This window comes from Bacteroides sp. 1001136B_160425_E2 (assembly GCF_015559655.1).
In the GTDB taxonomy this organism is placed as follows: Bacteria; Bacteroidota; Bacteroidia; order Bacteroidales; family Bacteroidaceae; genus Bacteroides; species Bacteroides luhongzhouii.
Genome location: NZ_JADMQH010000008.1, coordinates 228,951 through 252,750, shown reverse-complemented (window position 1 = coordinate 252,750; position 23,800 = coordinate 228,951). Strand labels below are relative to the sequence as shown.

Here is a 23,800-nt window from a genome sequence, read left to right as displayed (position 1 = left end):
AAAGCTATAAAACACTCCAATTTTCCATACCTTTCATCCATTATATCAAATATTTCACTATCTTTGATGCCATTATTAATCTTATGAACTAATAATGAACAGCCTTAAAAAAACAACAATCTGTCTACTCTTTCTATGTATAGGGGTTAATTGCGTTTTTTCTGAAGTTCCGGAGCAAATCAACTTCTCTTATATTTCTATTAACGAAGGATTGTCACAAAGCACCGTATTCTCTATCGATCAGGACCAAAGAGGTAATATGTGGTTCGCTACCTATGATGGAGTAAACAAGTATGACGGGTATTCATTTACAGTTTATCAGCATAATGAAGAAGATCCGAACAGCATCGCTAATGACATTTCGCGAATTGTAAAGACTGACAGTCAGGGACGTGTCTGGATCGGTACGAGGGATGGTTTGTCATATTATGATGAGGAGAAGGATAAGTTCAGAAATTTCTTCTACGAAAAGAAGGGGAAGAAGCTGCAAATCAACGGTATTGCAGAGATCTCACCGGAACAACTGCTTATAAGCACACAAGAAGGACTGACTATGTTCGATATCAAAGAATCCAAGTTTGTAGACGATTCTTTTAGTGCCGCTATGCACAAGCTTATAGCTTCAGCTTTTTACAGACAAGGTGATATTATCTATATCGGCACCCCGGCTGACGGGCTTTACAGCTATTCCATCCCTCAAAAGAAACTGGAAAAGATTACTCCGATAACGGAAACGAAACAAATTCAGGCCATTTTGCAGCAATCTCCTACCCGTATATGGATAGCTACCGAAGGAGCCGGTCTGCTTCTGCTCAATCCAAAAACGAAAGAGGTCAAGGCTTACCATCATTCTTCTTCCAATCCTAAAAGTATCAGTTCCAATTATATCCGCTCTCTAGCACTGGATTCGCAAAATCGCTTATGGATAGGAACGTTCAATGATCTAAACATTTATCATGAAGGAAGCGATTCTTTCGTTTCCTACAGTAGCAGTCCGGTAGAAAACGGTAGTTTGTCACAACGTTCGGTTCGCAGTATTTTTATGGATTCGCAAGGAGGCATGTGGCTTGGGACCTATTTCGGGGGATTGAACTATTATCATCCTATCCGCAACAGATTTAAGAATATCCAGCGTATTCCCTATAAGAATTCTTTAAGCGATAACGTAGTCAGCTGCATTACGGAAGATAAGGATAAGAATTTATGGATAGGAACAAATGATGGTGGTTTGAATCTATATAATACAAAGACACAACAGTTTACGCACTATATCTTACAGGAAGACGAACGGGAAATCGGTATTGGTTCCAACAATATCAAAGCCGTATATGTAGATGAACAAAAATCACTTGTATATATAGGTACACATGCCGGCGGACTGACTGTTCTCCATCGAAACAGCGGAAAAATGGAAAGTTTTAATCAGATGAACAGCCAGTTGGTTAATGAGAATGTATATGCTATTCTTCCTGACAAAGGAGGGAATCTCTTATTGGGGACATTAAGTGCTTTGGTTAGTTTTAACCCGGAAAAAAGGAGTTTTACCACCATTGATAAGGAAAAGGACGGTACTCCATTTACTTCACAACGAATCACAATCCTGTTCAGAGATTCCCATAAACGGCTTTGGATCGGGGGCGAGGAAGGTATATCTGTCTTTCAGCAGGAAGGAATCGAGATAGAAAAGGCGCCTATTCTTCCGGAATCATCTGTAACAAAGACGTTTACCAATTGCATTTACGAGGCAACCAACGGTATCATTTGGGTAGGTACGCGTGAAGGATTCTACTGTTTTAATGAGAAAGAGAAGAAAATCAAACGATATACTACGGCTAGCGGTTTACCCAACAATGTGGTATATGGTATTCTGGAAGATACTTTCGGACGTCTTTGGGTAAGTACCAACCGTGGCATTTCCTGTTTCAATCCGGAGACAGAGAAGTTCCGTAATTTTACGGAATCTGACGGGTTACAGAGTAATCAGTTTAATACTTCTTCGTTCTGTCGTACTTCAAGCGGTCAAATGTATTTCGGAGGCATCAACGGAATCACTACTTTCCGCCCGGAATTGTTGTTGGATAACCCTTATACGCCTCCGGTAGTTATCACCAAACTTCAACTGTTTAACAAGACAGTTCGTCCGGATGATGAAACCGGTATCCTGACTAAGAATATCAATGAGACAAAAAGTATCACCCTGAAATCATGGCAAACTGCTTTCACGATTGAATTTGTAGTATCCAATTATATTTCCGGACAACATAATACTTTCGCTTACAAATTGGAAGGATATGACAAAGAGTGGTATTATCTGACAGACAAACGTACTGTCTCCTACTCCAACCTGCCACAAGGCACTTATCATTTTTTAGTAAAAGCAGCCAATAGCGACGGGAAATGGAACACCGTACCTACGATGTTGGAAATCATAGTTCTCCCTATATGGTACAAGACCTGGTGGGCGATCATGATTTTCCTCGCCACTTTTATTGGCTTTATCACTTTCGTCTTCCGTTTCTTCTGGATGCGTAAGAGTATGGAAGCAGAACTGGAACTTGAACGCAGGGACAAGGAGCATCAAGAAGAAATCAATCAGATGAAGATGCGTTTCTTCATCAACATTTCGCATGAACTTCGCACGCCGTTAACTCTCATCTTAGCTCCTTTACAAGAAATAATCAATAAGATTAGTGATCGCTGGACCCGTAACCAGCTGGAATATATCCAACGCAACGCCAATCGTCTATTGCATCTTGTCAACCAATTGATGGATTATCGCCGTGCCGAATTGGGGGTTTTCGAGCTGAAAGTAAAGAAAGAGAATGCGCACCAACTGATACAGGATAATTTCTTGTTCTACGATAAACTGGCACGCCACAAAAAGATTACTTATACTCTCCACTCCGAGCTGGAAGAGAAAGAGGAACTTTTCGATCCGAATTATCTGGAACTGATCGTTAACAACCTGCTTTCAAATGCCTTCAAATATACAGAAAGTGGGCAAAGCATTACTGTTACGCTGAAAGAGGAAAACAACTGGCTGGTGCTGCAAGTTAGTGATACCGGTATTGGCATTCCTATCAACAAGCAGGGAAAAATATTCGAACGTTTCTATCAGATAGAGAGTGAGCACGTAGGAAGCGGCATCGGGCTGTCATTGGTACAGCGTTTGGTGGAACTGCATCACGGACATATTGAGTTAGACAGTGAAGAAGGCAAAGGCAGTACTTTCTCTGTTTATCTGCCACAGGATATAAACATCTACAAACCTTCCGAATTAGCTTCTAATGACGCTAAAAATGAGGAAGACCAGGTTTATTCTACCAACTCGAAAGAAATGTATTTCATTGATACGGAAAAGGTAGAAAACGAAACGATCGAAACCGGTGACAAGAAACGTGGTACGATTCTTATCGTAGAAGATAATAATGAAATCCGCCATTACTTAAGTAGCGGACTTGCCGAACTTTTCAATACACTGGAAGCCGGAAATGGTGAAGAAGCCCTGGAAAAGTTGAAAGAGAATGAAGTGGACATTATTGTGACTGATGTCATGATGCCTGTGATGGATGGAATCAAGCTATGCAAGAATGTGAAACAGAATATCCGTACCTGTCACATTCCTGTGATCATCCTGTCTGCCAAAAGCGAAACCAAAGATCAGATGGAAGGCTTGCAAATGGGCGCGGATGATTATATCCCGAAACCGTTCTCGCTGGCTATCCTGACTACGAAGATACAGAACATGATGCGTACCCGCAGGCGTATGCTTGAACGATATTCCAAATCTCTGGAAGTAGAACCGGAAAAGATTACGTTCAACGCCATGGATGAAGCTTTATTGAAACGTGCCGTTGCCATCGTAGAAAAGAATATGGATAATATTGAATTCTCTACCGACGAGTTCGCCAGAGAAATGAATATGAGCCGTTCTAATCTGCATCTCAAATTGAAAGCCATCACAGGTGAATCGACTATCGACTTTATACGCAAGATTCGTTTCAATGAAGCGGCAAAATTACTGAAGGATGGCCGCTATACAATAGCAGAGGTCAGCACAATGGTAGGATTTAATACGCCGTCTTACTTTGCTACGAGTTTCAAAAAGTATTTCGGATGTTTGCCTACGGAGTATATTAAGAAGGCAAAGGGATAATTGATAGTCCTGATTAAAACAATATAACTGTTAGGAGAAGATGTATTGGGAATACTATTTCACCATAGAAAACGTCCTTGTAACTTGCCACATTTTTGTATCTATTTTAAGTATTATAAGGGAGAGATACAAAAATGTGGCAGAGCTTATAATCAACATATTATCTTTCTCCAAAGGCGGTATTTCAGATAAGTTTACAAAAAATAATAGAACGTTATTGGCTTTTTCTGAATGAAAAGTGCATTATTCTTATAGTACCCTATTTATCAATCCAATTAAAGAGTTTTATTACTAAGATCTTCAATTGATAGATTACAGTTATGCAACCGATAAGTTACACTTATCCTTCTTGATAGTTGTACAAGTGCAACTCACTAGTTGCTCAACTGCATTCCACTAATTACATTAGAAGAAGTAACCAAAAGTATATGATGAGTTACTTAAATGATCTGATAGAGTTCCATAATACTTCCGCATTATTAAGGAAAAAGATATGGTCTTTCTATATACATTTAGCGGATTCATTATACAAAATGAAAGACCTGGACTTTGTTATTTCTCCAATCCAGCATGATTCCCAAAATCATTATGGACTAAAATTCATCCAATAGAACGCCTAAAAATGTACAAAACCAACCCTACAAATACAATTGGATTAGATTACATTATGATATATAAAAAGCCTGATATCAGGTACGTAACAGACTTTTTAGACAAAAATAATATATGATTCAACAAATTTAATATCAAAAAAATCATTTTTGAACAAAGTGTGAACAAGCTAGACAATAGACTATAATTTAATAAGCTATTTTTGCAAACAGTAAAATATAACTTTTAATAATTAAAACCTAATAAAGTATGAAGAACATCTTCTTTATTTGTATGTTCGCAACCGTTGCTTTTACCGGATGCGTAGATGATGATGATGACTTATTAACTGGTGAAGTTAGTCCAGGAGTAGAAATACTTCCTGAAAATAAACCGAATGAAGTAGTCGACTCAAAGTTATTTGAGATCATTAACCTCGATTACCCAGGATTAGAGAAAGTGAAAAAATTCTATGAAAGCGGAGAATACTATTATGCAGCTAACGAATTACTAGAGTATTATAGAACAAGAGTGGACGTAAATAACCCTAACGTCAACTTGATTAACCCCACTATTTCTGAAAAAGATCAGCGAATTGCCGATCAAGCGCTTGAGCATCGTTTCTATGTAAAAGGATTCGTCGAAAGTGTAGATGAAGCAACCAAATTAGAAACATATTATTCTTTCTACGATGCATCTGCAAAAAAAATAGATTGGAGTGCCAACGAAGACAAGCAGAAGAAAGAGCAAGAGTTCAGATACCAGCTTCATCGTCATCAATGGATGCTTCCTCAAGCAAAAGCATACCGTATTAGTAAAGATGAGAAATACATTCAATCATGGATTGAAGCGTATGGCAGCTGGATAGAAACATTCCCATACACTCCCGGAACTGTATTTCCGCCGGCAGGTGGTTCAGAAAATGATGTAGACTATCAATGGAAAGGCTTGCAGGTAGCAGAAAGAGTCCTCTCTCAAGTAGACATCATGCCTTATTTCATTCATTCTACAAATTTCACACCAGAATGGCTTTCAACTTTCCTGGTTGCGTTTGAAAAAGAGGTAGAGTGTATTCGATTGAATTATTATCAAAGCGGCAATATCTTGATTTCTCAATATCAAGCCGTAGCCACTGCTGGTATATTAATGCCAGAATTTAAGAATGCATCCACATGGGCTACAGAAGGAACACAGGGCTTAAACGAATCATTAGATACACAATTTAATGATGACGGGGTAGAATATGAGTTGGATTTCAGCTATCACACTGCTGCCATTAGCGACTTTCGCGAAATATACCTTATAGCCCAAGCCAATAACAAGACAAATTTATTGTCTCCTAGTTATATTAGCAAATTAAAGAAAGCGACAGAATTTGTTATGGATATGATTTACCCTAATTATACCATAGACAATTTCAATGATACCCGTTCAGCTTCGTATGCTAAAAGTACGTTATTGAATAGACTAAAGGAGTATTCGGCTATGTATCCTGACGATAATGGATTATTATGGGTAGCTACAGAAGGAAAAAGCGGAAGTAAACCTTCATATACAACTAAGGCTTACAGCACTTCTGGCTATTACATGCTACGTAACGGTTGGGATAAAGATGCAACCATGATGATTTTAAAGAACAACTACAATCCGACCAATCAATGGCATTGTCAGCCCGATAATGGAACTTTCGGTTTGTATCGCAAAGAACGTAATTTCTTCCCGGACGCAGGTGTATTCACCTATAACACAGGAGCTGCCCGTAGCAAATATGCTTCGACTGTCAACCATAATACTATGACTATTATGAGTAAGACTATTGGAGTTGCTAAGCCAACCGGACAAGGTGGCGTAATGGAAGGGAAAATGATTAAGTTAACAACTAAAAACAATGTAGATGTTTTAGTTACGGAAAACCAACAATCAGATGACATAACCCATCGTAGAACCGTCTTCTTTGTAAATAATAGAACGTTCTTTGTTATTGTAGACGAAGGCTATGGAGCCTCCACACTTGGAACAAAAACAAATATAAACTTCCATCTGCTTAGTGATAAAGATACCCCTTCTGTATTCGACAAGAATCTGCAAACATCTGTAAACAGCAATAAGTATTATCAAGCATATACCAATTTTGATAGTAATAACATTCTCGCTGCCACATTTACAGAAACGAGTCAAGATCTGACAGCTAAAGCATTATCTTCAACAGATGTGACCAATATAGTATCTACAAACACTGATAAAGAAGATGGTCCTATACGTCTAGGCTACCAAATTACTCTTCGTCAGCCTAAAATTACCCCTATCGAAATCAGTGCAACCCGTTATATCACAATTCTTTGCCCATTTGAGAGCGCAACGGAACGGGAAGAGCTGAAAGTTGATGCCAAATTCACTGACAATGAAGATGGGACAGCTGGAACATTCCATTCGGAAGGTGTATCTATTCAAGTAACAGTCAAAGGTACAGTATACGATCTTTCTTCAAAATAAATCTAACAATCATATAATATGAAATCTAAATTACTAAAAGACATTTCGCATTTTTTAGGTGTCTTGATGGCAGTTGTATTAGTTATGACTTATACATCCTGTTCAGATGAGGATACCACTGACACTACAGATTTTGCACTTTATTATTTGGGCATGACCGATATAGGTCCATCGATGAGCGGGATAATTTCAGAACCTTCTTACAAAGGAAGCGTTCCGTCTGATTTTACAATCACAGGTATCACATTAAATGGTGAGGCTTATACGGGTAGTGATTTTATTATCAATAAAGAAACCGGTGCTATTGAAATCAACAGCGCAAAGGACACCCCGGTAGGTTTATATAAAATATCCATTTCATGTATGGCCGGCGGTTCTTATCATGAATATAAGAATATTGTAGAAGTAAACATGATGAAACCTGTACCAGATGGTATTACTGTAGAACCTAATGAGATCCAAATAGAATACAGTATTGTTTCAGACGCAAAAAGCACGGAAGAATTACCTACTGCACAAGTAAAAACTGATGGAAATCATGTATCCATTACCAAATATGCAATTGCCAAAAGTGATATTTCTTCATTCTTCAATATCTCTCAAACAGGAGAAATAACGATTGTGAGAGGAAGTGATATTGCACCGGGAATACATACTCTTGCATTAAAACTCACTACAGGCGCATCGTCTGAAGACGAAGGCATTTTTGAGAACGCATTAACTATCAACGTTACCTCCAAACCTTTAGGATTGACTTATGAACCTAACGAAGGATTGATAGAAGCTGAAACAGCAGAAGAACCGGAAACGTCTTTTAAAAGCGAAACTCCAATGTTGAAAGGCTCTTTGGAAAACATAGCCTATTCTATTGAAAGCATTGAACCATCAACGGACAAAATTAAGATTGACCCAACAACAGGTGTACTTTCAGTAGATAAACATCACGGTTTTGAAATCGGTCAGGAATATGTTATATCTGTAAAAGTAGCAAACAAATATGCTACAGATGGAGTATCATTCAACAATGCATACACTCTCAAAGTAGTCAACAGAATTGTGCCTGTAGCAAACTTTAGCTATCCTGCTAATGTAGAAATATATGAATCGTCACCATTAAAAGTAACTCCTGATGAAGGACTTGAAGGAGATGGTATCACGTTCACATTGAAGGATGATTTAGGACAACAGTTGTCTGTTGACAAAAATGGAGTAGTATCCGCAAAGAAAGGTCACACCATACCAAACGGAGACTATATCATTACAGTCACTGCATCTAATACTAAAAATTCAAAAGAAGCGTCATTCAACCTGAAGGTTAAGAATAATCCGAATAAGTTCAGTTTTATACGCTACGGAAATAATATAGGCGTAGATGCTGAAAGCAACGCCAACCAATTTAGAATCACAGTAGACAAAGCTGCTAATGCTACTACCATTCTAAGTAAATTCACAATACCTGCTCCTACAACAGACATCACAGGAAAAAATGTACGATGGAGCATCAGAAATGGAAAGAACTGTGATAAGTTGGAAATAGATGAGAATGGTAAGATCTCATTTACCAATGCTATATGGCCAGGATTAGACGCAAAAGAACCAGCAGCCACAAACGGTTCAGGATTCTTCTTTGTAACAGCCACTGTTGGTGAAGACAAAGATTCTGAATTCTCACTGGAAGTACCTGTATTTATACATTATGACTTGGTGGTAGCCGGTGTTCATGTATTATATAACCCATTTGTATTCCAGGTTAATCCAAAAACAATTGGCAACAGCACTTATTCTGAAAAACCAACTATTAAAGGTATAGATGCGGAAGCTTTATCATCGTTCACTTTAGACTATAGACGTTCATTCAATTATACGGCAATTAGCGGTACATTTACTAATGGTGATCCTAAAACTTCCAACTTCTTGAATACACTTTGGACTAAATTCGGAGAAGATTCCGGCAGAGGAGTTAATACAGGTTCCAGAAACGCCATTTCCTATTATAGCAATATAGATAAAAATAAAAACACATTAAGTTATGCTATAGGATATGTTGATCCGACTAATGGACTCGCCCTCAAATTGAATCCAAACAAATGGGTTTTGGACGGAGAGTATCCTAATGGTGTATTCACAGGCCAGATGACTTTCGATAAAAATGGAATAGATCCTCAGAAAGGTAGTCAGGTATTCCCGCTAATCATCTGGTTCGATCCTAACTTCTAAATACTAATACGTTAAAAATAGAAATTATGTATAACATAAACAATCTAATTAAATCAATAAGCATAAGAGGGTGGGTTACCCTCTTAGCACTGATGCTCACAATCAGCGTATATGCTCAAGAATTAACTTTAAAAGGTGTCATTGTAGACGAAACAGATACACCTCTTATCGGAGCAACGATACAAGCTAAAGGCACCTCAACAGGAGCTATTACAGACTTTGATGGTAAATTTACTTTAAAAGCAAAAAAAGGAGCTACCATTACCATTTCTTACATTGGTTATAAAACACAAGAGCTAAAATTCAATGGCCAGGGATCCATTAATATAAAAATGGTTCCGGATAACCAAGCATTGGATGAAGTGGTAGTTGTTGGATACGGCGCGATGAAACGTAGCGACTTGACAGGTTCTGTTGCTTCTGTTGCCGCCAAAGATATTGAAGGTTTCCAAACTAGTTCTGTAGCAGGTGCATTAGGCGGACAAATTGCCGGAGTGCAAATCACCTCTACAGATGGTACTCCTGGTGCAGGATTCAACATTAATATTCGTGGTGTAGGAAGTCTGACAGGTGATTCAAGCCCTCTCTATATTGTAGACGGTTTTCAGGTGGACGATATTGATTATATATCAAATTCTGATATTGAATCTGTTGAGGTGCTCAAAGACGCTTCATCTTCCGCCATCTATGGTGCACGTGCAGCTAATGGAGTTGTGATGATTACAACAAAATCAGGGAAAAGTGGTAGACCACAAATTAGCTACAACGGTTCTGCAAGTTACCGTAAAATATCTAAAATGCTAGATGTATTATCTCCCTACGAATTTGTGAAACTGCAAGGTGAAGTGAATAGTGACCTTTTAAACAGCTATATCTCCGACAAAGAATTTGACGACAACGGAAAACCTATCAGATACCATTCGCTAGAAGATTATGTAGGTGTAAAAGGGGTAGACTGGCAGGAAGAAACTTTCAACCCGACTTGGTCACAAGATCATAATATATCTCTTAGAGGTGGTAGCAATGACACACAATATAATGCAGCTTTTTCTCGTTATGTAGAAAACGGTATCTTTAACAACAGCGGTTTTGACAAAACAACAGCTAAATTCCGCATAGATCAGAAGATCAATAAAAATATATCATTCAATGCTACTATTAACTATGCTTTAACCAATCGTAAAGGTGTAGGAACAACAGCAGATTCCGGACGTTTCAATATGTTAGCTCAAATTCTTAGCGCACGTCCCACTGGTGGGAATAAACTGACCGATGAAGAATTATTGCATTCTGCTATTGACCCGGAAATGTTGGAGACAGGTGAAAGTTTGGCACAGGTTAACCCTGTTATGCAAACCCAATCCGTAACTAACAATAAACGTGGTGAAATGTGGTCAGGAAACGCATCTGTTAGCTGGCAAATCATCAAAGGTCTTACTTTTAAAAGTGCCGGAACATATAATACAACCAATAGCCGTACTGACATATTCTACAAGAATGGTTCTAAGGAAGCATATCGTAATGGCGAACAACCTTATGGACGGACAACAATGCAACGCGATGCACGTTGGACTAACTATAACACTTTAACCTGGAAACAAAAGGTAAAGAAACACAATTATGATGTATTGTTAGGTCATGAAGTATCCTACAGAAGCACAGAGTATTTGCTGGGTGAAGCAATGGGATTCCCTTTCGATCAGATGGAAAATGACAACATGGGGTTAGGCGCAACTCCAAGTAAGGTTGAAAGTACTTTCTATGATAAAACGTTATTATCATTTTATGCACGTACTAACTACAATTACGATAACCGTTATTTATTTACGGCAACTGTACGTGCCGATGGTTCTACCGTATTCTCGTCAAATAAGAAATGGGGATTCTTCCCTTCTTTCTCTGCAGCATGGCGTGTATCAGAAGAAGCATTCATGAAAGATGTCAAATGGATTTCTAATTTCAAAATTCGTTTAGGTTGGGGTACTGTAGGAAACGATAATATTCCTAACTATCTTTCTTTGGATCTATATGAAGCAAATAAATATGGCATAGGTAATAGTAGCGTTACTGTTTTAAATCCGAAACAACTCAGAAATAAGAATCTGAAATGGGAAGGTTCAAACACAACCAACTTAGGTATTGACTTAGGCTTCTTTGACAACCGTCTAAATGTAACAGCTGAATTCTTTATCAAAAATACAAAAGACTTGTTATTGTCACAATCACTGGCACATATTACAGGATTTGACTCACAAATGCAAAACGTAGGAAAAATCCAAAATAAAGGTATCGAATTAAGTTTGAACAGCACCAATATTCAAACCCGGAATTTTACCTGGCAAACCAACTTTAATATATCATTTATCAGAAACACATTAAAGTCACTGGCATCCGGAGTAGATTATATGCAAGCACGTTCTGGCTTCGATAGCAATTTCACATCATATGATTATATGGCTATCGTCGGACAATCTCTGGGTCTGATTTACGGATATGAATTTGATGGCATCTATCAATATTCTGATTTCTATTCTGTTCCGGGTTCCAGTACTTTGGTCTTAAAAGAAGGTGTAACGAGCAATCCTAGTCTTGGAAACAGATTGGCTCCAGGTGCGGTGAAATATAAAGATCAAGATGGTGATGGAGTGATAACAACTAAAGACCGTACAGTGATCGGTAATGCTTTGCCTAAATGGTATGGTGGTATCACCAATACATTCAATTATAAAGGTATTGACTTTAGCTTTATGCTGCAATTTAACTATGGCAATGACATTTATAATGCAACCCGTTTGTATGCAACTCAAACTAACACACAACGCAGAAACCAATTAGCAGAAGTGGCAGATCGTTGGAGTCCGACAAATGCTTCAAACAAAGTACCTAGCTATAACGGATACGTAGTAAATGATGTGTATTCACGATTTGTAGAAGATGGTTCTTTCTTGCGTTTGAAGAATATTACGCTAGGATATACACTTCCTCATAAATGGACTCGGAGTTTTCATGCATCCAAGCTTCGTATATATGCTACCGGACAAAATCTTTTCTGTCTTAACAACTACAGTGGATATGACCCGGAAGTAAGTACAGCTAGCAAGAGTCCTATGACCCCCGGACTGGATTGGGGTGCTTATCCTAAAAGTAGAGTATTTACATTTGGTATTGATTTACAGTTCTAATATGAGAAAATAATATGAAGAAATTAATATATTACATAGCGATGTCCATTCTGTGCATTTTACCTTATTCATGCTCATTAGATGAAGAGGCAAGAAGCGAAATGGAAAAGAAGAATTACATGACTAATGCTAAAGAAGCACAAGATGTTCTATTAGGAGTATATCGTACAACTGTTGAAGATGCTGCATACGGGTATCATCTATCTTTCTTGTTCAACATGGGAACAGATATATCTCAAGGAGAAGGCTCCGATATAACGAATTATCGTATCATTGTTAATAATGCTTTTCCTACTACCCAAGTAGAAATTCAACAAACATGGCAAGTACTTTATAAAGGTATCTACAGAGCAAACGATTTTCTGGAACGTATCAGTGGAAAAATAGACAGTTATACTGCTACTGATAAAAAAATAGCAACGCTTTATATAGCCGAAGCCAGAGCGTTAAGAGCTATGTTCTATTTCGAGTTAGTACGTCGTTATGGAAATATCCCTCTGATTACCAACACAGAGATGTCTTATCAAGCTCCCACCACTTATACGCAGGCCACTCCTGACAAAGTATATGAATTTATTGAAGACGATCTTCTTTACGCTAGTGAAGTACTACCGTATGCTGTCGATGATCAACTTCGCGATAACACATCATATCGTTTTAGTAAAGGAGCAGCACTTGGTCTCTTGGCAAAAGTATATGCTACATGGGCAGGATATCCTGTACAAAATACCGCTAAATGGGAAGACGCTGCCAAGACAGCCCGTATCCTCATAGAATCCGGTAAACACTCATTATTGCGTGATTACGAAAAATTATGGGAAAACACTTGCAGCAGTGTATGGGATCCTACAGAAAGCTTAATTGAGATTTCATTCTACTCTCCTACTGTATCTGGTTCAGGAGATCCCGTAGGACGTATTGGCAAATGGAACGGAGTAAAAACAACAGCTATCGCCGGTGTACGGGGAAGTTGTGCAGGAAATATGAAAGTAGTTCATACATTCGTTCTTGATTGGAGAGATGGCAAAAATGCGAATGACAAACGTCGTGACATATCAATAGCTAACTATAAGTATGATGATGATTATGTGTTGTGGGCTAAAGGTAAAAGTGATACGGAAGAATCTGCAAAATTAAAAGATCAAGATCCTACTCAAGCTCAAAAAGAGAAACAAAACTATACACCAGCTAAATGGGACCTTATAAAATATCAAAAGACAGGTGGCATTATCAATAATGATAAATCAAATGCTAATTGGTATTTCCTACGTTATGCAGACGTGTTACTTATTTATGCCGAAGCTTTGAACGAATGGAAACATGGTCCTACTACAGAGGCTTATGCCGCAATTAATGAAGTTCGTCGTCGTGGATATGGATATCCTAGCAATACAGGAAGCTGTGATCTTTCAAACTTAAATGAAAATAGTTTCCGTGAAGCGGTCAGAAAAGAGCGTGCTTATGAATTGGCTTTTGAAGGTCATCGCCGCATGGACTTAGTTCGTTGGGGCATCTATTATGAAACCATACAAAAAACGAACGCTGCCTTAGCGAACTGGTGGGATTCTGCTGATAATTACAGATACCTGTTATATAAATATACAGAGAAAAACAAACACGAGTTACTGCCTATTCCACAACGTGAAAAGGACCTATGTACCCAGTTTGAACAAAATCCTGGTTGGTAACAAAAATCTCCATAAATCCTCTCCAATATGCCTTAATTAGGGCATATTGGAGAAATTTAAAACCTTTTTCAACAAAATCAAAACTTGAAAAGCAGAGTTCAAACACCTTTTGGACAATCCTGCAACGGAAAGTTTTGCCTTTCAGTTACTTTTGCATCAGTTACAAAACTTCTAAAAACAATCACTTAAAATGAATAACATGAAAATGAAACTTGTTCTCTTTGCTTCGGTTAGTATTGCACTTGCGTCGTGCCAGACAACCCCAAAGGAAGACTACAGTTGGATAAAAAAAGGACTGGATGTAGCTTCTGCCCAATTACAACTTTCTGCTGAAGAGGTTAGTGGTACGGGAATGTTGCCACGCTCCATCCGTACCGGCTATGACATGGATTTCCTTTGCCGTCAGTTGGAAAGAGATTCGTTAACATTCAAAGATTCACTACGCGCACAACCCGCTGCTGACCAACTAGGCAAACGCCGCCTCTGCAACGTTTATGACTGGACGAGTGGTTTCTTCCCTGGTTCATTATGGTATGCATACGAACTGACAGGAAACGATACACTGAAAACTCAAGCCATCCAATATACAAATCTGCTGAATCCGGTACGCTATTATAAAGGTACACATGATTTAGGATTCATGGTCAACTGCAGCTATGGCAATGCAGAACGTCTTTCACCCAACGACACCATTGCTGCTGTAATGAGAGAAACCGCCGATAACCTCTGCGGCCGTTTCAACGATTCTATCGGCGCTATACGTTCATGGGATTTCGGAACATGGAATTTCCCGGTTATTATCGACAATATGATGAACCTTGATCTTCTGTTCAACGTAGCAAAAGCGACAGGTGACAATAAATATAAAGACATTGCTATCAAACATGCTATGACTACCATGCATAATCACTTCCGTCCGGATTATACCTGCTGGCATGTAATAAGCTATAACAACGACGGTACAGTGGAAAGCAAACAAACTTTCCAAGGAAAGAACGATGATTCTTCATGGGCACGCGGACAAGCGTGGGCTATATACGGATATACCGCTTGCTTCCGTGAAACCAATGACAGCATTTTCCTGAACTTTGCAAAGGATATAGCCGATATGATTATGGACCGCGTAAAAACGGAGGATGCCATTCCCTACTGGGATTATGATGCTCCTGTAACTAAAGAAACTCCACGCGATGTATCTGCTGCCTCTGTCACTGCTTCTGCCATGATCGAACTAAGCACCATGGTTCCCGACGGACAGAAATACCTGGATTATGCGGAAAAGATTCTGAAGAGTTTGTCAAGCGACGCATATCTTGCAAAAGTGGGTGACAATCAAGGTTTCATTCTGATGCACTCTGTCGGTTCACTGCCCAACGGTTCTGAAATCGACACTCCACTAAACTACGCTGACTATTACTATCTGGAAGCATTGAAGAGATTCATGGAATTGAAGAAGTTGAGAGTTGAGAATGGAGAGTTGAGAGTGATCCAATAATACAAAAGCAAGAGTGTTCTCAATCGTAAATAGTAAATAGTAAATCGTAAAATCGTAAATTATATCATGAATAAAACTTTAAAGTATATCGTTCTGCTGGCAATCGCTTGTTTTGTAGGCAAAGCTAGTGCCCAAGAATTGAAAAGCGAAGTCTTTTCAATTCTTAACCTGGACTATCCGGGATTGGAGAAAGTGAAAGCTTTGCATCAGGAAGGTAAAGACGAGGATGCTGCCAAAGCATTATTAGACTATTACCGTGCACGTACCAATGTAAAAACTCCGGATATCAATCTGAACAAAGTGACTATCAGCAAAGAAGAGCAACAATGGGCAGATGACGGATTGAAACATACATTCTTCGTACATAAAGGTTATCAGCCTTCTTACAACTATGGAGAAGACATCAATTGGCAATACTGGCCGGTGAAAGACAATGAACTCCGTTGGCAGTTGCACCGCCACAAATGGTTCACTCCGATGGGAAAGGCTTATCGCATATCCGGCGACGAGAAATATGCTAAAGAATGGGCACATCAGTATATCGACTGGATCAAAAAGAATCCGTTGGTAAAGATGAACAAGAAAGAATATGAGCTGATAAGTGATGGAAAAATCAAAGGTGAAGTAGAAAATGTACGTTTCGCATGGCGTCCGCTGGAAGTTAGTAATCGTCTGCAGGACCAAACCTCACAATTCCAGTTATTCCTCCCTTCTCCTTCTTTCACTCCGGACTTCCTGACAGAATTCCTGGTGAACTATCACAAACATGCTATACATATCCTTGCTAATTATTCCGATCAAGGTAACCACTTGCTGTTTGAAGCTCAACGTATGATCTACGCCGGTGCTTTCTTCCCTGAATTCAAAGATGCTCCGGCATGGAGAAAAAGCGGTATCGATATTCTGAACCGTGAAATTCATGTACAGGTATACGAAGACGGCGGACAGTTCGAACTCGACCCACATTATCATCTGGCAGCCATCAACATTTTCTGCAAGGCATTAGGTATCGCGGATGCGAACGGATTCCGTAAAGAATTCCCACAGGATTATCTGGATACTATCGAAAGCATGATTATGTTCTACGCAAACATTTCTTTCCCTGATTATACCAATCCATGTTTCAGCGATGCTAAGTTGACAACAAAGAAAGAAATGGTGAAAAACTACAAAGCATGGAGTAAACTGTTCCCGAAAAACCAGGCTATCAAATACTTCGCAACTGAAGGTAAAGAAGGTGCATTGCCGGATTATATGTCTAAAGGATTCTTGAAATCAGGTTTCTTTGTATTCCGTAACTCATGGGGAATGGATGCTACGCAAATGGTAGTAAAAGCAGGTCCGAAAGCATTCTGGCATTGTCAGCCGGATAACGGAACGTTTGAACTTTGGTTTAACGGCAAGAATTTGTTCCCGGATTCTGGTTCGTATGTATATGCCGGTGAAGGCGAAGTGATGGAACAACGCAACTGGCACCGTCAAACTTGTGTTCACAACACAGTAACGCTGAACAACAAGAACTTGGATACGACAGAATCTGTGACTAAATTGTGGCAACCGGAAGGTGCTATCCAAACTTTAGTGACCGAAAATCCTAGTTACAAGAACCTGAAACACCGTCGTTCTGTTTTCTTTGTTGACAACACTTACTTTGTCATTGTAGACGAAATGACCGGTAGCGCCAAAGGTTCCATCAATCTTCACTATCAAATGCCAAAAGGAGAAATTGCCAACAGCCGCGAAGACATGACGTTCCTGACACAATTTGAAGACGGAAGCAACATGAAACTGCAATGTTTCGGTCCCGACGGTATGACGATGAAGAAAGAACCGGGATGGTGCTCAACTGCTTATCGCAAACGTTACAAACGTATGAATGTATCTTTCAACGTGAAGAAAGACGGCGAAGAAGCTGTACGTTACATCACAGTTATCTACCCAGTTAAGAAGAGCGCAGATGCCCCTAAATTTGCAGCTAAGTTCAAGAACAAAGCGTTCGATGAAAACGGACTGGAAGTAGAAGTGAAAGTAAACGGAAAGAAACAGTCATTAAAATACAAACTATAATAAAGCTGACTAAAAAGTCGGTCGCATCTCAATTTCTCCTCCTTCCGGAAGGAAGGGAATTGGAGATGCAACCGACTTTTTAGTCACTCCCCTTCATCATTATGGAAAACTATTACACCCCCTCTGCCCTACTCCTCCCACTAGCTGCACTAAGTCTCGCTTCCTGCGGCAATCAAAAGAAAGAAGAGACCAGACAACCGAACATCATTTTTATGATGACGGATGACCATACCACTCAAGCAATGTCCTGTTACGGAGGAAATTTGATTCAGACTCCTAACATGGACCGGATTGCCAACGAAGGTATCCGTTTTGACAACTGCTACGCTGTCAACGCTCTTTCAGGACCTTCACGCGCGTGCATCCTCACCGGTAAGTTCAGCCACGAGAATGGTTTTACCGATAACGCAAGTACGTTCAACGGAGATCAGCAGACATTCCCCAAACTGCTTCAACAAGCCGGATATCAGACTGCAATAATTGGTAAATGGCATCTTATCAGTGAACCGCAAGGATTCGATCATTGGAGCATCCTTAGCGGCCAACACGAACAAGGCGACTATTACGACCCTGATTTTTGGGAAAACGGGAAGCATATTGTAGAAAAAGGATACGCCACGGATATTATCACTGATAAAGCCATTGAATTCCTCGAAGGTCGTGACAAGAACAAACCTTTCTGCATGATGTATCATCAGAAAGCTCCGCACCGCAACTGGATGCCTGCTCCCCGCCATCTGGGTATATTCAACAATACCACTTTCCCGGAACCGGCTAATCTGTTCGACGACTATGAAGGCCGCGGAAGAGCAGCCCGTGAACAGGACATGTCTATCGAACATACACTGACAAACGACTGGGACCTCAAATTGCTGACTCGTGAAGAGATGCTGAAAGATACCACCAACCGTCTTTACAGCGTATACAAACGTATGCCTGTTGAAGTTCAGGATAAATGGGATTCTGTATATGCCGGACGCATTGCCGAATACCGCAAAGGTGACCTGAAAGGCAAATCATTAATCAGCTGGAAATATCAGCAATATATGCGTGATTATCTGGCGACAGTTCTGGCAGTAGACGAAAACATCGGCCGCCTGCTGAATTATCTCGAAAAAATTGGTGAACTGGACAACACAATCATTGTCTACACCTCCGACCAGGGTTTCTTCCTTGGCGAACATGGCTGGTTTGACAAACGCTTCATGTATGAAGAATGTCAACGCATGCCGCTTATTATCCGTTATCCGAAAGCAATTAAAGCAGGAAGTACCAGCAATGCCATCAGCATGAATGTGGACTTTGCTCCCACATTCCTCGACTTTGCCGGAATAGAGATCCCATCAGATATCCAAGGGGCCTCCCTGAAACCCGTATTGGTGAATGAAGGCAAAACTCCTGCCGATTGGCGCAAAGCTGCTTATTATCATTACTACGAATACCCTGCAGAACATTCTGTGAAGCGTCATTATGGTATACGCACGCAAGACTTCAAATTGATTCATTTCTACAACGACATCGACGAATGGGAAATGTATGACATGAAAGCCGACCCAAGAGAAATGAACAATGTCTTCGGCAAACCGGAATATGCTGAAAAACAAAAAGAACTGATGCAACTGCTTCAGGAAACTCAAAAACAGTATAAAGATACAGACCCGGATGAAAAGGAAAAGGTTCTTTTCAAAGGTGACAGAAGACTGATGAAAAATCGCTAAATGATAATTTTGCGGAGTGCCCTAAAAGGGCTTAATTACATAGCGTAGGGCAACGCCCTACGAAAAAGACACATCGGCCACAAGCCCTGAAAGGGCGGAACCGTATACAATTATGCCCTTTCAGGGCGCAAATTCAGATTGCTGTTTTTACGTAGGACGTTGCCCTACGCTATATAATTAAGCCCTTTCAGGGCACCCCAATAAATATATAATTGTAAGGCTTTCAGCCTAACCGCTAAATCCCCATTTATATAAATAAAGATTAACCAAAAACAATTATATCATGGATAGAAGAAAGTTTTTAAAAAACACAGGCTGGTCTTTCCTCGGACTGGCAGCTTCAGGCAGCTTGCTCGGTTCTTGCGCAGCAGGAAGCAAAGAGGCTAAGAAAATTATGCCATCAGCCAGCAACCTCAAAATGTATTGGGGCGACTTACACAACCACTGTAACATCACATACGGACACGGCGACATGCGCGATGCTTTTGAAGCAGCGAAAGGACAATTGGATTTTGTTAGTGTTACTCCTCATGCTATGTGGCCGGATATTCCCGGAGCAGATGATCCCCGCTTGAAATGGGTGATCGATTACCACACGGGAGCTTTTAAGCGTTTGCGTGAAGGCGGCTATGAGAAGTATGTAAAAATGACAAATGAGTATAACAAGGAAGGTGAATTCCTGACTTTTGTAGGATACGAAGCTCATAGTATGGAACATGGAGACCATGTTGCGCTGAACTATGATTTGGACGCACCACTTGTAGAATGTACTTCAATCGAAGACTGGAAAGAAAAAGCAAAAGGACATAAGGTATTCGTTACCCCGCACCACATGGGTTATCAGGGTGGTTATCGCGGTTACAACTGGAAATGCTTTACCGAAGGAGATATTACTCCATTCGTAGAAATGTATTCCCGTCACGGTCTGGCAGAAAGCGATCAGGGAGACTATCCCTATCTGCATGATATGGGACCACGCCAATGGGAAGGAACCATTCAATATGGTCTTGAATTGGGCAATAAGTTTGGTATCATGGCATCTACCGACCAACACTCCGGTTATCCGGGAAGCTATGGCGACGGACGCATCGGTATCATGGCTCCGTCACTGACTCGCGACGCCATTTGGGAAGCTCTGCGTACCCGTCACGTATGTGCCGCAACCGGTGATAAGATTATTATCGACTTCCGCCTCAACGATGCTTTCATGGGTGATGTAGTTCGCGGTAACAGCCGCCGTATCTATCTGAATGTCACAGGTGAAAGCTGTATCGACTACGTAGATATTGTAAAAAACGGGCAGATTTTGGCTCGTATGAGTGGTCCGTTGACTCCCGTTGCTCCGGAAGGTAATACGGTACGTTGCAAAGTTAAAGTTGATTTTGGTTGGAATCGTGAAGAGAAATACGTACATTGGCAGGGAAAACTGTCGGTAGACAAAGGCCAGATTCATAGTGTAACTCCTTGTTTCCGTGGCGCAGCATTCACTTCTCCACAAGAAGGTGAAACTGAATTCCACACACATGTCAACCGTATTGTATCCGTTGGTGACAAGGAAACCGAACTGGATATGTACAGCAGCAAGAATCCGAATACGACTACAGCAGCCATGCAAGCTGTAATCCTTGATGTGGAAATGCCCAAAGACGGTAAGGTCATTGCCGAATTCAATGGCAAGAAGTTTGAACATACGTTGGGCGAGTTGCTCGAAGGTTCACGTTCACACTTCATGATCGGTTGGTTGAGTGAGGCTATTCTCTTCAATCGTGCCATGCCGGAAAGCTGTTTCACTCTGGAACACTACATGGAAGATAAAGAGCCGCAGCGAGATACGGATTATTACTATGTACGCGTTCGCCAACGTGACGGACAATGGGCTTGGAGTTCACCGATCTGGGCGGAAAGAGTATAGTTTTTAAGTATTAAGTATCAAGTATAAACGTGGCATGGAGAAAGAATACGCTATAGGAATTGACCTTGGCGGAACTTCTGTAAAATACGCCCTTATTGATAATGAAGGCGTATTTTACTTTCAAGGGAAGTTACCGTCGAAAGCCGATGTATCAGCAGAAGCTGTCATCGGACAGTTGGTTACTGCTATCAATGAAGTGAAAACCTTTGCACAGGAAAAAGACTACACAATTGATGGTATAGGAATCGGAACACCGGGCATTGTGGATTGTACGAACCGTATTGTATTAGGAGGTGCGGAAAATATCAACGGTTGGGAAAACATTCACTTGGCAGACCGCATTGAAACGGAAACCGGACTTCCGGCTTTATTGGGAAATGATGCCAATCTGATGGGACTGGGAGAAACAATGTACGGAGCCGGTCAGGGAGCCACTCATGTTGTTTTCTTGACGGTAGGAACAGGTATTGGAGGCGCAGTAGTCATCGACGGCAAATTGTTCAACGGTTATGCCAACCGGGGAACAGAACTGGGACACGTACCTCTCATTGCCAATGGTGAACCGTGTGCTTGCGGCTCTGTCGGCTGTCTGGAACACTATGCTTCCACTTCCGCTTTGGTACGCCGCTTCAGTCAACGAATAGCAGACGCAGGTATCTCCTACCCGAATGAAGAGATTAACGGAGAATTAATTGTCCGTCTTTACAAGCAAGGGGATCCGATTGCAAAAGTATCACTGGAAGAACACTGCGACTTTTTGGGACACGGAATTGCAGGCTTTATCAATATCTTCAGTCCGCAAAAGATTGTGATTGGTGGAGGACTCTCCGAGGCAGGAGACTTTTACATTCAGAAAGTAAGCGAAAAAGCACGTAGTTATGCCATCCCCGACTGTGCTGTGAATACTCAAATCATAGCTGCCGCTCTTGGAAACAAGGCCGGAAGTATTGGAGCGGCTTCACTTGTATTTACTCAATTATCTGCTCCAAACCTGATTAAATTATGAGAAAGAATTTAGGAATGTTGGCGCTGATTATGGCGTTCTGGTTCACCATCTCGTTTATCACTAATATTCTGGGACCACTCATTCCAGACATCATCCACAACTTCAATCTAAGTGACCTGGCAATGGCGGGATTTATCCCGACCTCTTTCTTCCTGGCATACGCCATCATGTCTATCCCTGCCGGATTACTCATTGACCGTTTCGGTGAAAAACCGGTATTATTCGGTGGCTTCCTGATGCCGTTCATCGGCACCATCCTGTTTGCCTGCATGCATACTTATCCGATGTTATTAGCTTCTTCTTTCATCATCGGATTAGGAATGGCCATGTTGCAAACTGTATTGAATCCGCTCCAGCGTACTGTAGGAGGAGAAGAAAACTATGCATTTATAGCCGAACTGGCACAATTCATGTTTGGCATCGCTTCTTTCCTAAGCCCTCTGGTATATACTTATCTGATTCGTGAACTTGACCCGGCAACCTATACAGCCGGTAAAGGTTTCTTTATCGACTTGTTGGCCGATATCACCCCACGGGAAATGCCGTGGGTATCTCTTTACTGGGTATTCACCATCCTGTTGTTAGTAATGCTGATTGCCGTCGGTGTCTCCCGCTTTCCCAAGATCGAATTGAAAGAAGATGAGAAAAGCGGGTCCAGAGATTCATATCTGGCTTTATTCAAACAGAAATATGTATGGCTGTTTTTCCTGGGGATTTTCTGCTACGTAAGTACGGAACAGGGAACTTCTATCTTTATGAGTACCTTCCTGGAACAATACCACGGAGTCAATCCGCAAACTGATGGTGCGCAAGCCGTGAGCTATTTCTGGGGATTGATGACAGCCGGCTGTCTCGTAGGTATGATTCTACTCAAGTTGATTGACAGCAAGCGATTGCTGCAAATCTCCGGAATCCTGACCATCATCCTATTATTATCGGCATTGTTCGGAAGCAAGGAAGTATCTATGATCGCTTTTCCTGCTGTCGGATTCAGTATTTCCATGATGTATTCCATTGTATTCTCATTGGCCTTGAACTCTGCTTCACAGCATCACGGTTCATTCGCCGGTATTTTATGTTCGGCAATCGTAGGTGGTGCCGGTGGTCCGATGATTGTGAGTACGCTGGCAGATGCTACATCACTCCGCACAGGTATGCTGTTTATCCTTGTTTTCGTAGGATACATCACCTTTATCGGTTTTTGGGCACGCCCACTGATTAATAACAAGACCGTTCGTCTGAAAGATTTGTTCAAACAACGTTGAACAACAAACG

The 23,800-nt window shown here is 40.6% G+C and carries 11 protein-coding genes; all 11 read left to right on the top strand.

Annotation, left to right across the window (positions count from 1 at the left end; all coding sequences use genetic code 11):
• Positions 1-94: 94 nt before the first annotated feature.
• Positions 95-4,156 (top strand): two-component regulator propeller domain-containing protein, encoded by a 4,062-nt coding sequence (locus I2I04_RS10350; protein WP_195471283.1) that lies wholly within the window; start codon positions 95-97, stop codon positions 4,154-4,156.
• A gap of 861 nt (positions 4,157-5,017) precedes the next feature.
• Positions 5,018-7,240, top strand: coding sequence for a heparin-sulfate lyase HepC (hepC, locus tag I2I04_RS10345; protein ID WP_195654967.1), 2,223 nt, complete (start codon positions 5,018-5,020; stop codon positions 7,238-7,240).
• 18 nt (positions 7,241-7,258) lie between these two features.
• Entirely contained in the window at positions 7,259-9,457 is a 2,199-nt protein-coding gene (locus I2I04_RS10340; RefSeq protein ID WP_195654966.1) for a surface glycan-binding family protein, read from the top strand.
• Positions 9,458-9,483: 26 nt separating this feature from the next.
• On the top strand, positions 9,484-12,639 hold the full coding sequence (locus tag I2I04_RS10335; RefSeq protein ID WP_195654965.1) for a SusC/RagA family TonB-linked outer membrane protein: 3,156 nt from the start codon (positions 9,484-9,486) through the stop codon (positions 12,637-12,639).
• A 14-nt stretch (positions 12,640-12,653) separates the two neighbouring features.
• Positions 12,654-14,327, top strand: a complete 1,674-nt coding sequence (locus tag I2I04_RS10330; protein ID WP_195654964.1) for a RagB/SusD family nutrient uptake outer membrane protein — start codon at positions 12,654-12,656, stop codon at positions 14,325-14,327.
• Between the two features lie 190 nt (positions 14,328-14,517).
• Positions 14,518-15,822, top strand: coding sequence for a DUF4995 domain-containing protein (locus I2I04_RS10325; RefSeq protein ID WP_195654963.1), 1,305 nt, complete (start codon positions 14,518-14,520; stop codon positions 15,820-15,822).
• A gap of 66 nt (positions 15,823-15,888) precedes the next feature.
• Entirely contained in the window at positions 15,889-17,889 is a 2,001-nt protein-coding gene (gene hepC, locus I2I04_RS10320; protein ID WP_195654962.1) for a heparin-sulfate lyase HepC, read from the top strand.
• 101 nt (positions 17,890-17,990) lie between these two features.
• Positions 17,991-19,607 carry a sulfatase gene (locus I2I04_RS10315; protein ID WP_008021433.1) on the top strand — a complete coding sequence of 539 codons (1,617 nt, stop codon included), beginning with the start codon at positions 17,991-17,993 and terminating at the stop codon, positions 19,605-19,607.
• 283 nt (positions 19,608-19,890) lie between these two features.
• Positions 19,891-21,519: a Tat pathway signal sequence gene (locus I2I04_RS10310; protein ID WP_185911449.1), complete on the top strand. Its 1,629-nt coding sequence runs from the start codon at positions 19,891-19,893 to the stop codon at positions 21,517-21,519.
• Positions 21,520-21,553: 34 nt separating this feature from the next.
• Positions 21,554-22,525, top strand: a complete 972-nt coding sequence (locus I2I04_RS10305; RefSeq protein WP_195654961.1) for an ROK family protein — start codon at positions 21,554-21,556, stop codon at positions 22,523-22,525.
• Complete coding sequence (locus tag I2I04_RS10300) at positions 22,522-23,790, top strand: sugar MFS transporter (RefSeq protein ID WP_185911448.1); 1,269 nt, start codon at positions 22,522-22,524, stop codon at positions 23,788-23,790. Before I2I04_RS10305 ends, I2I04_RS10300 begins: the two co-directional genes overlap by 4 nt.
• The last annotated feature ends 10 nt before the right edge of the window (positions 23,791-23,800 follow it).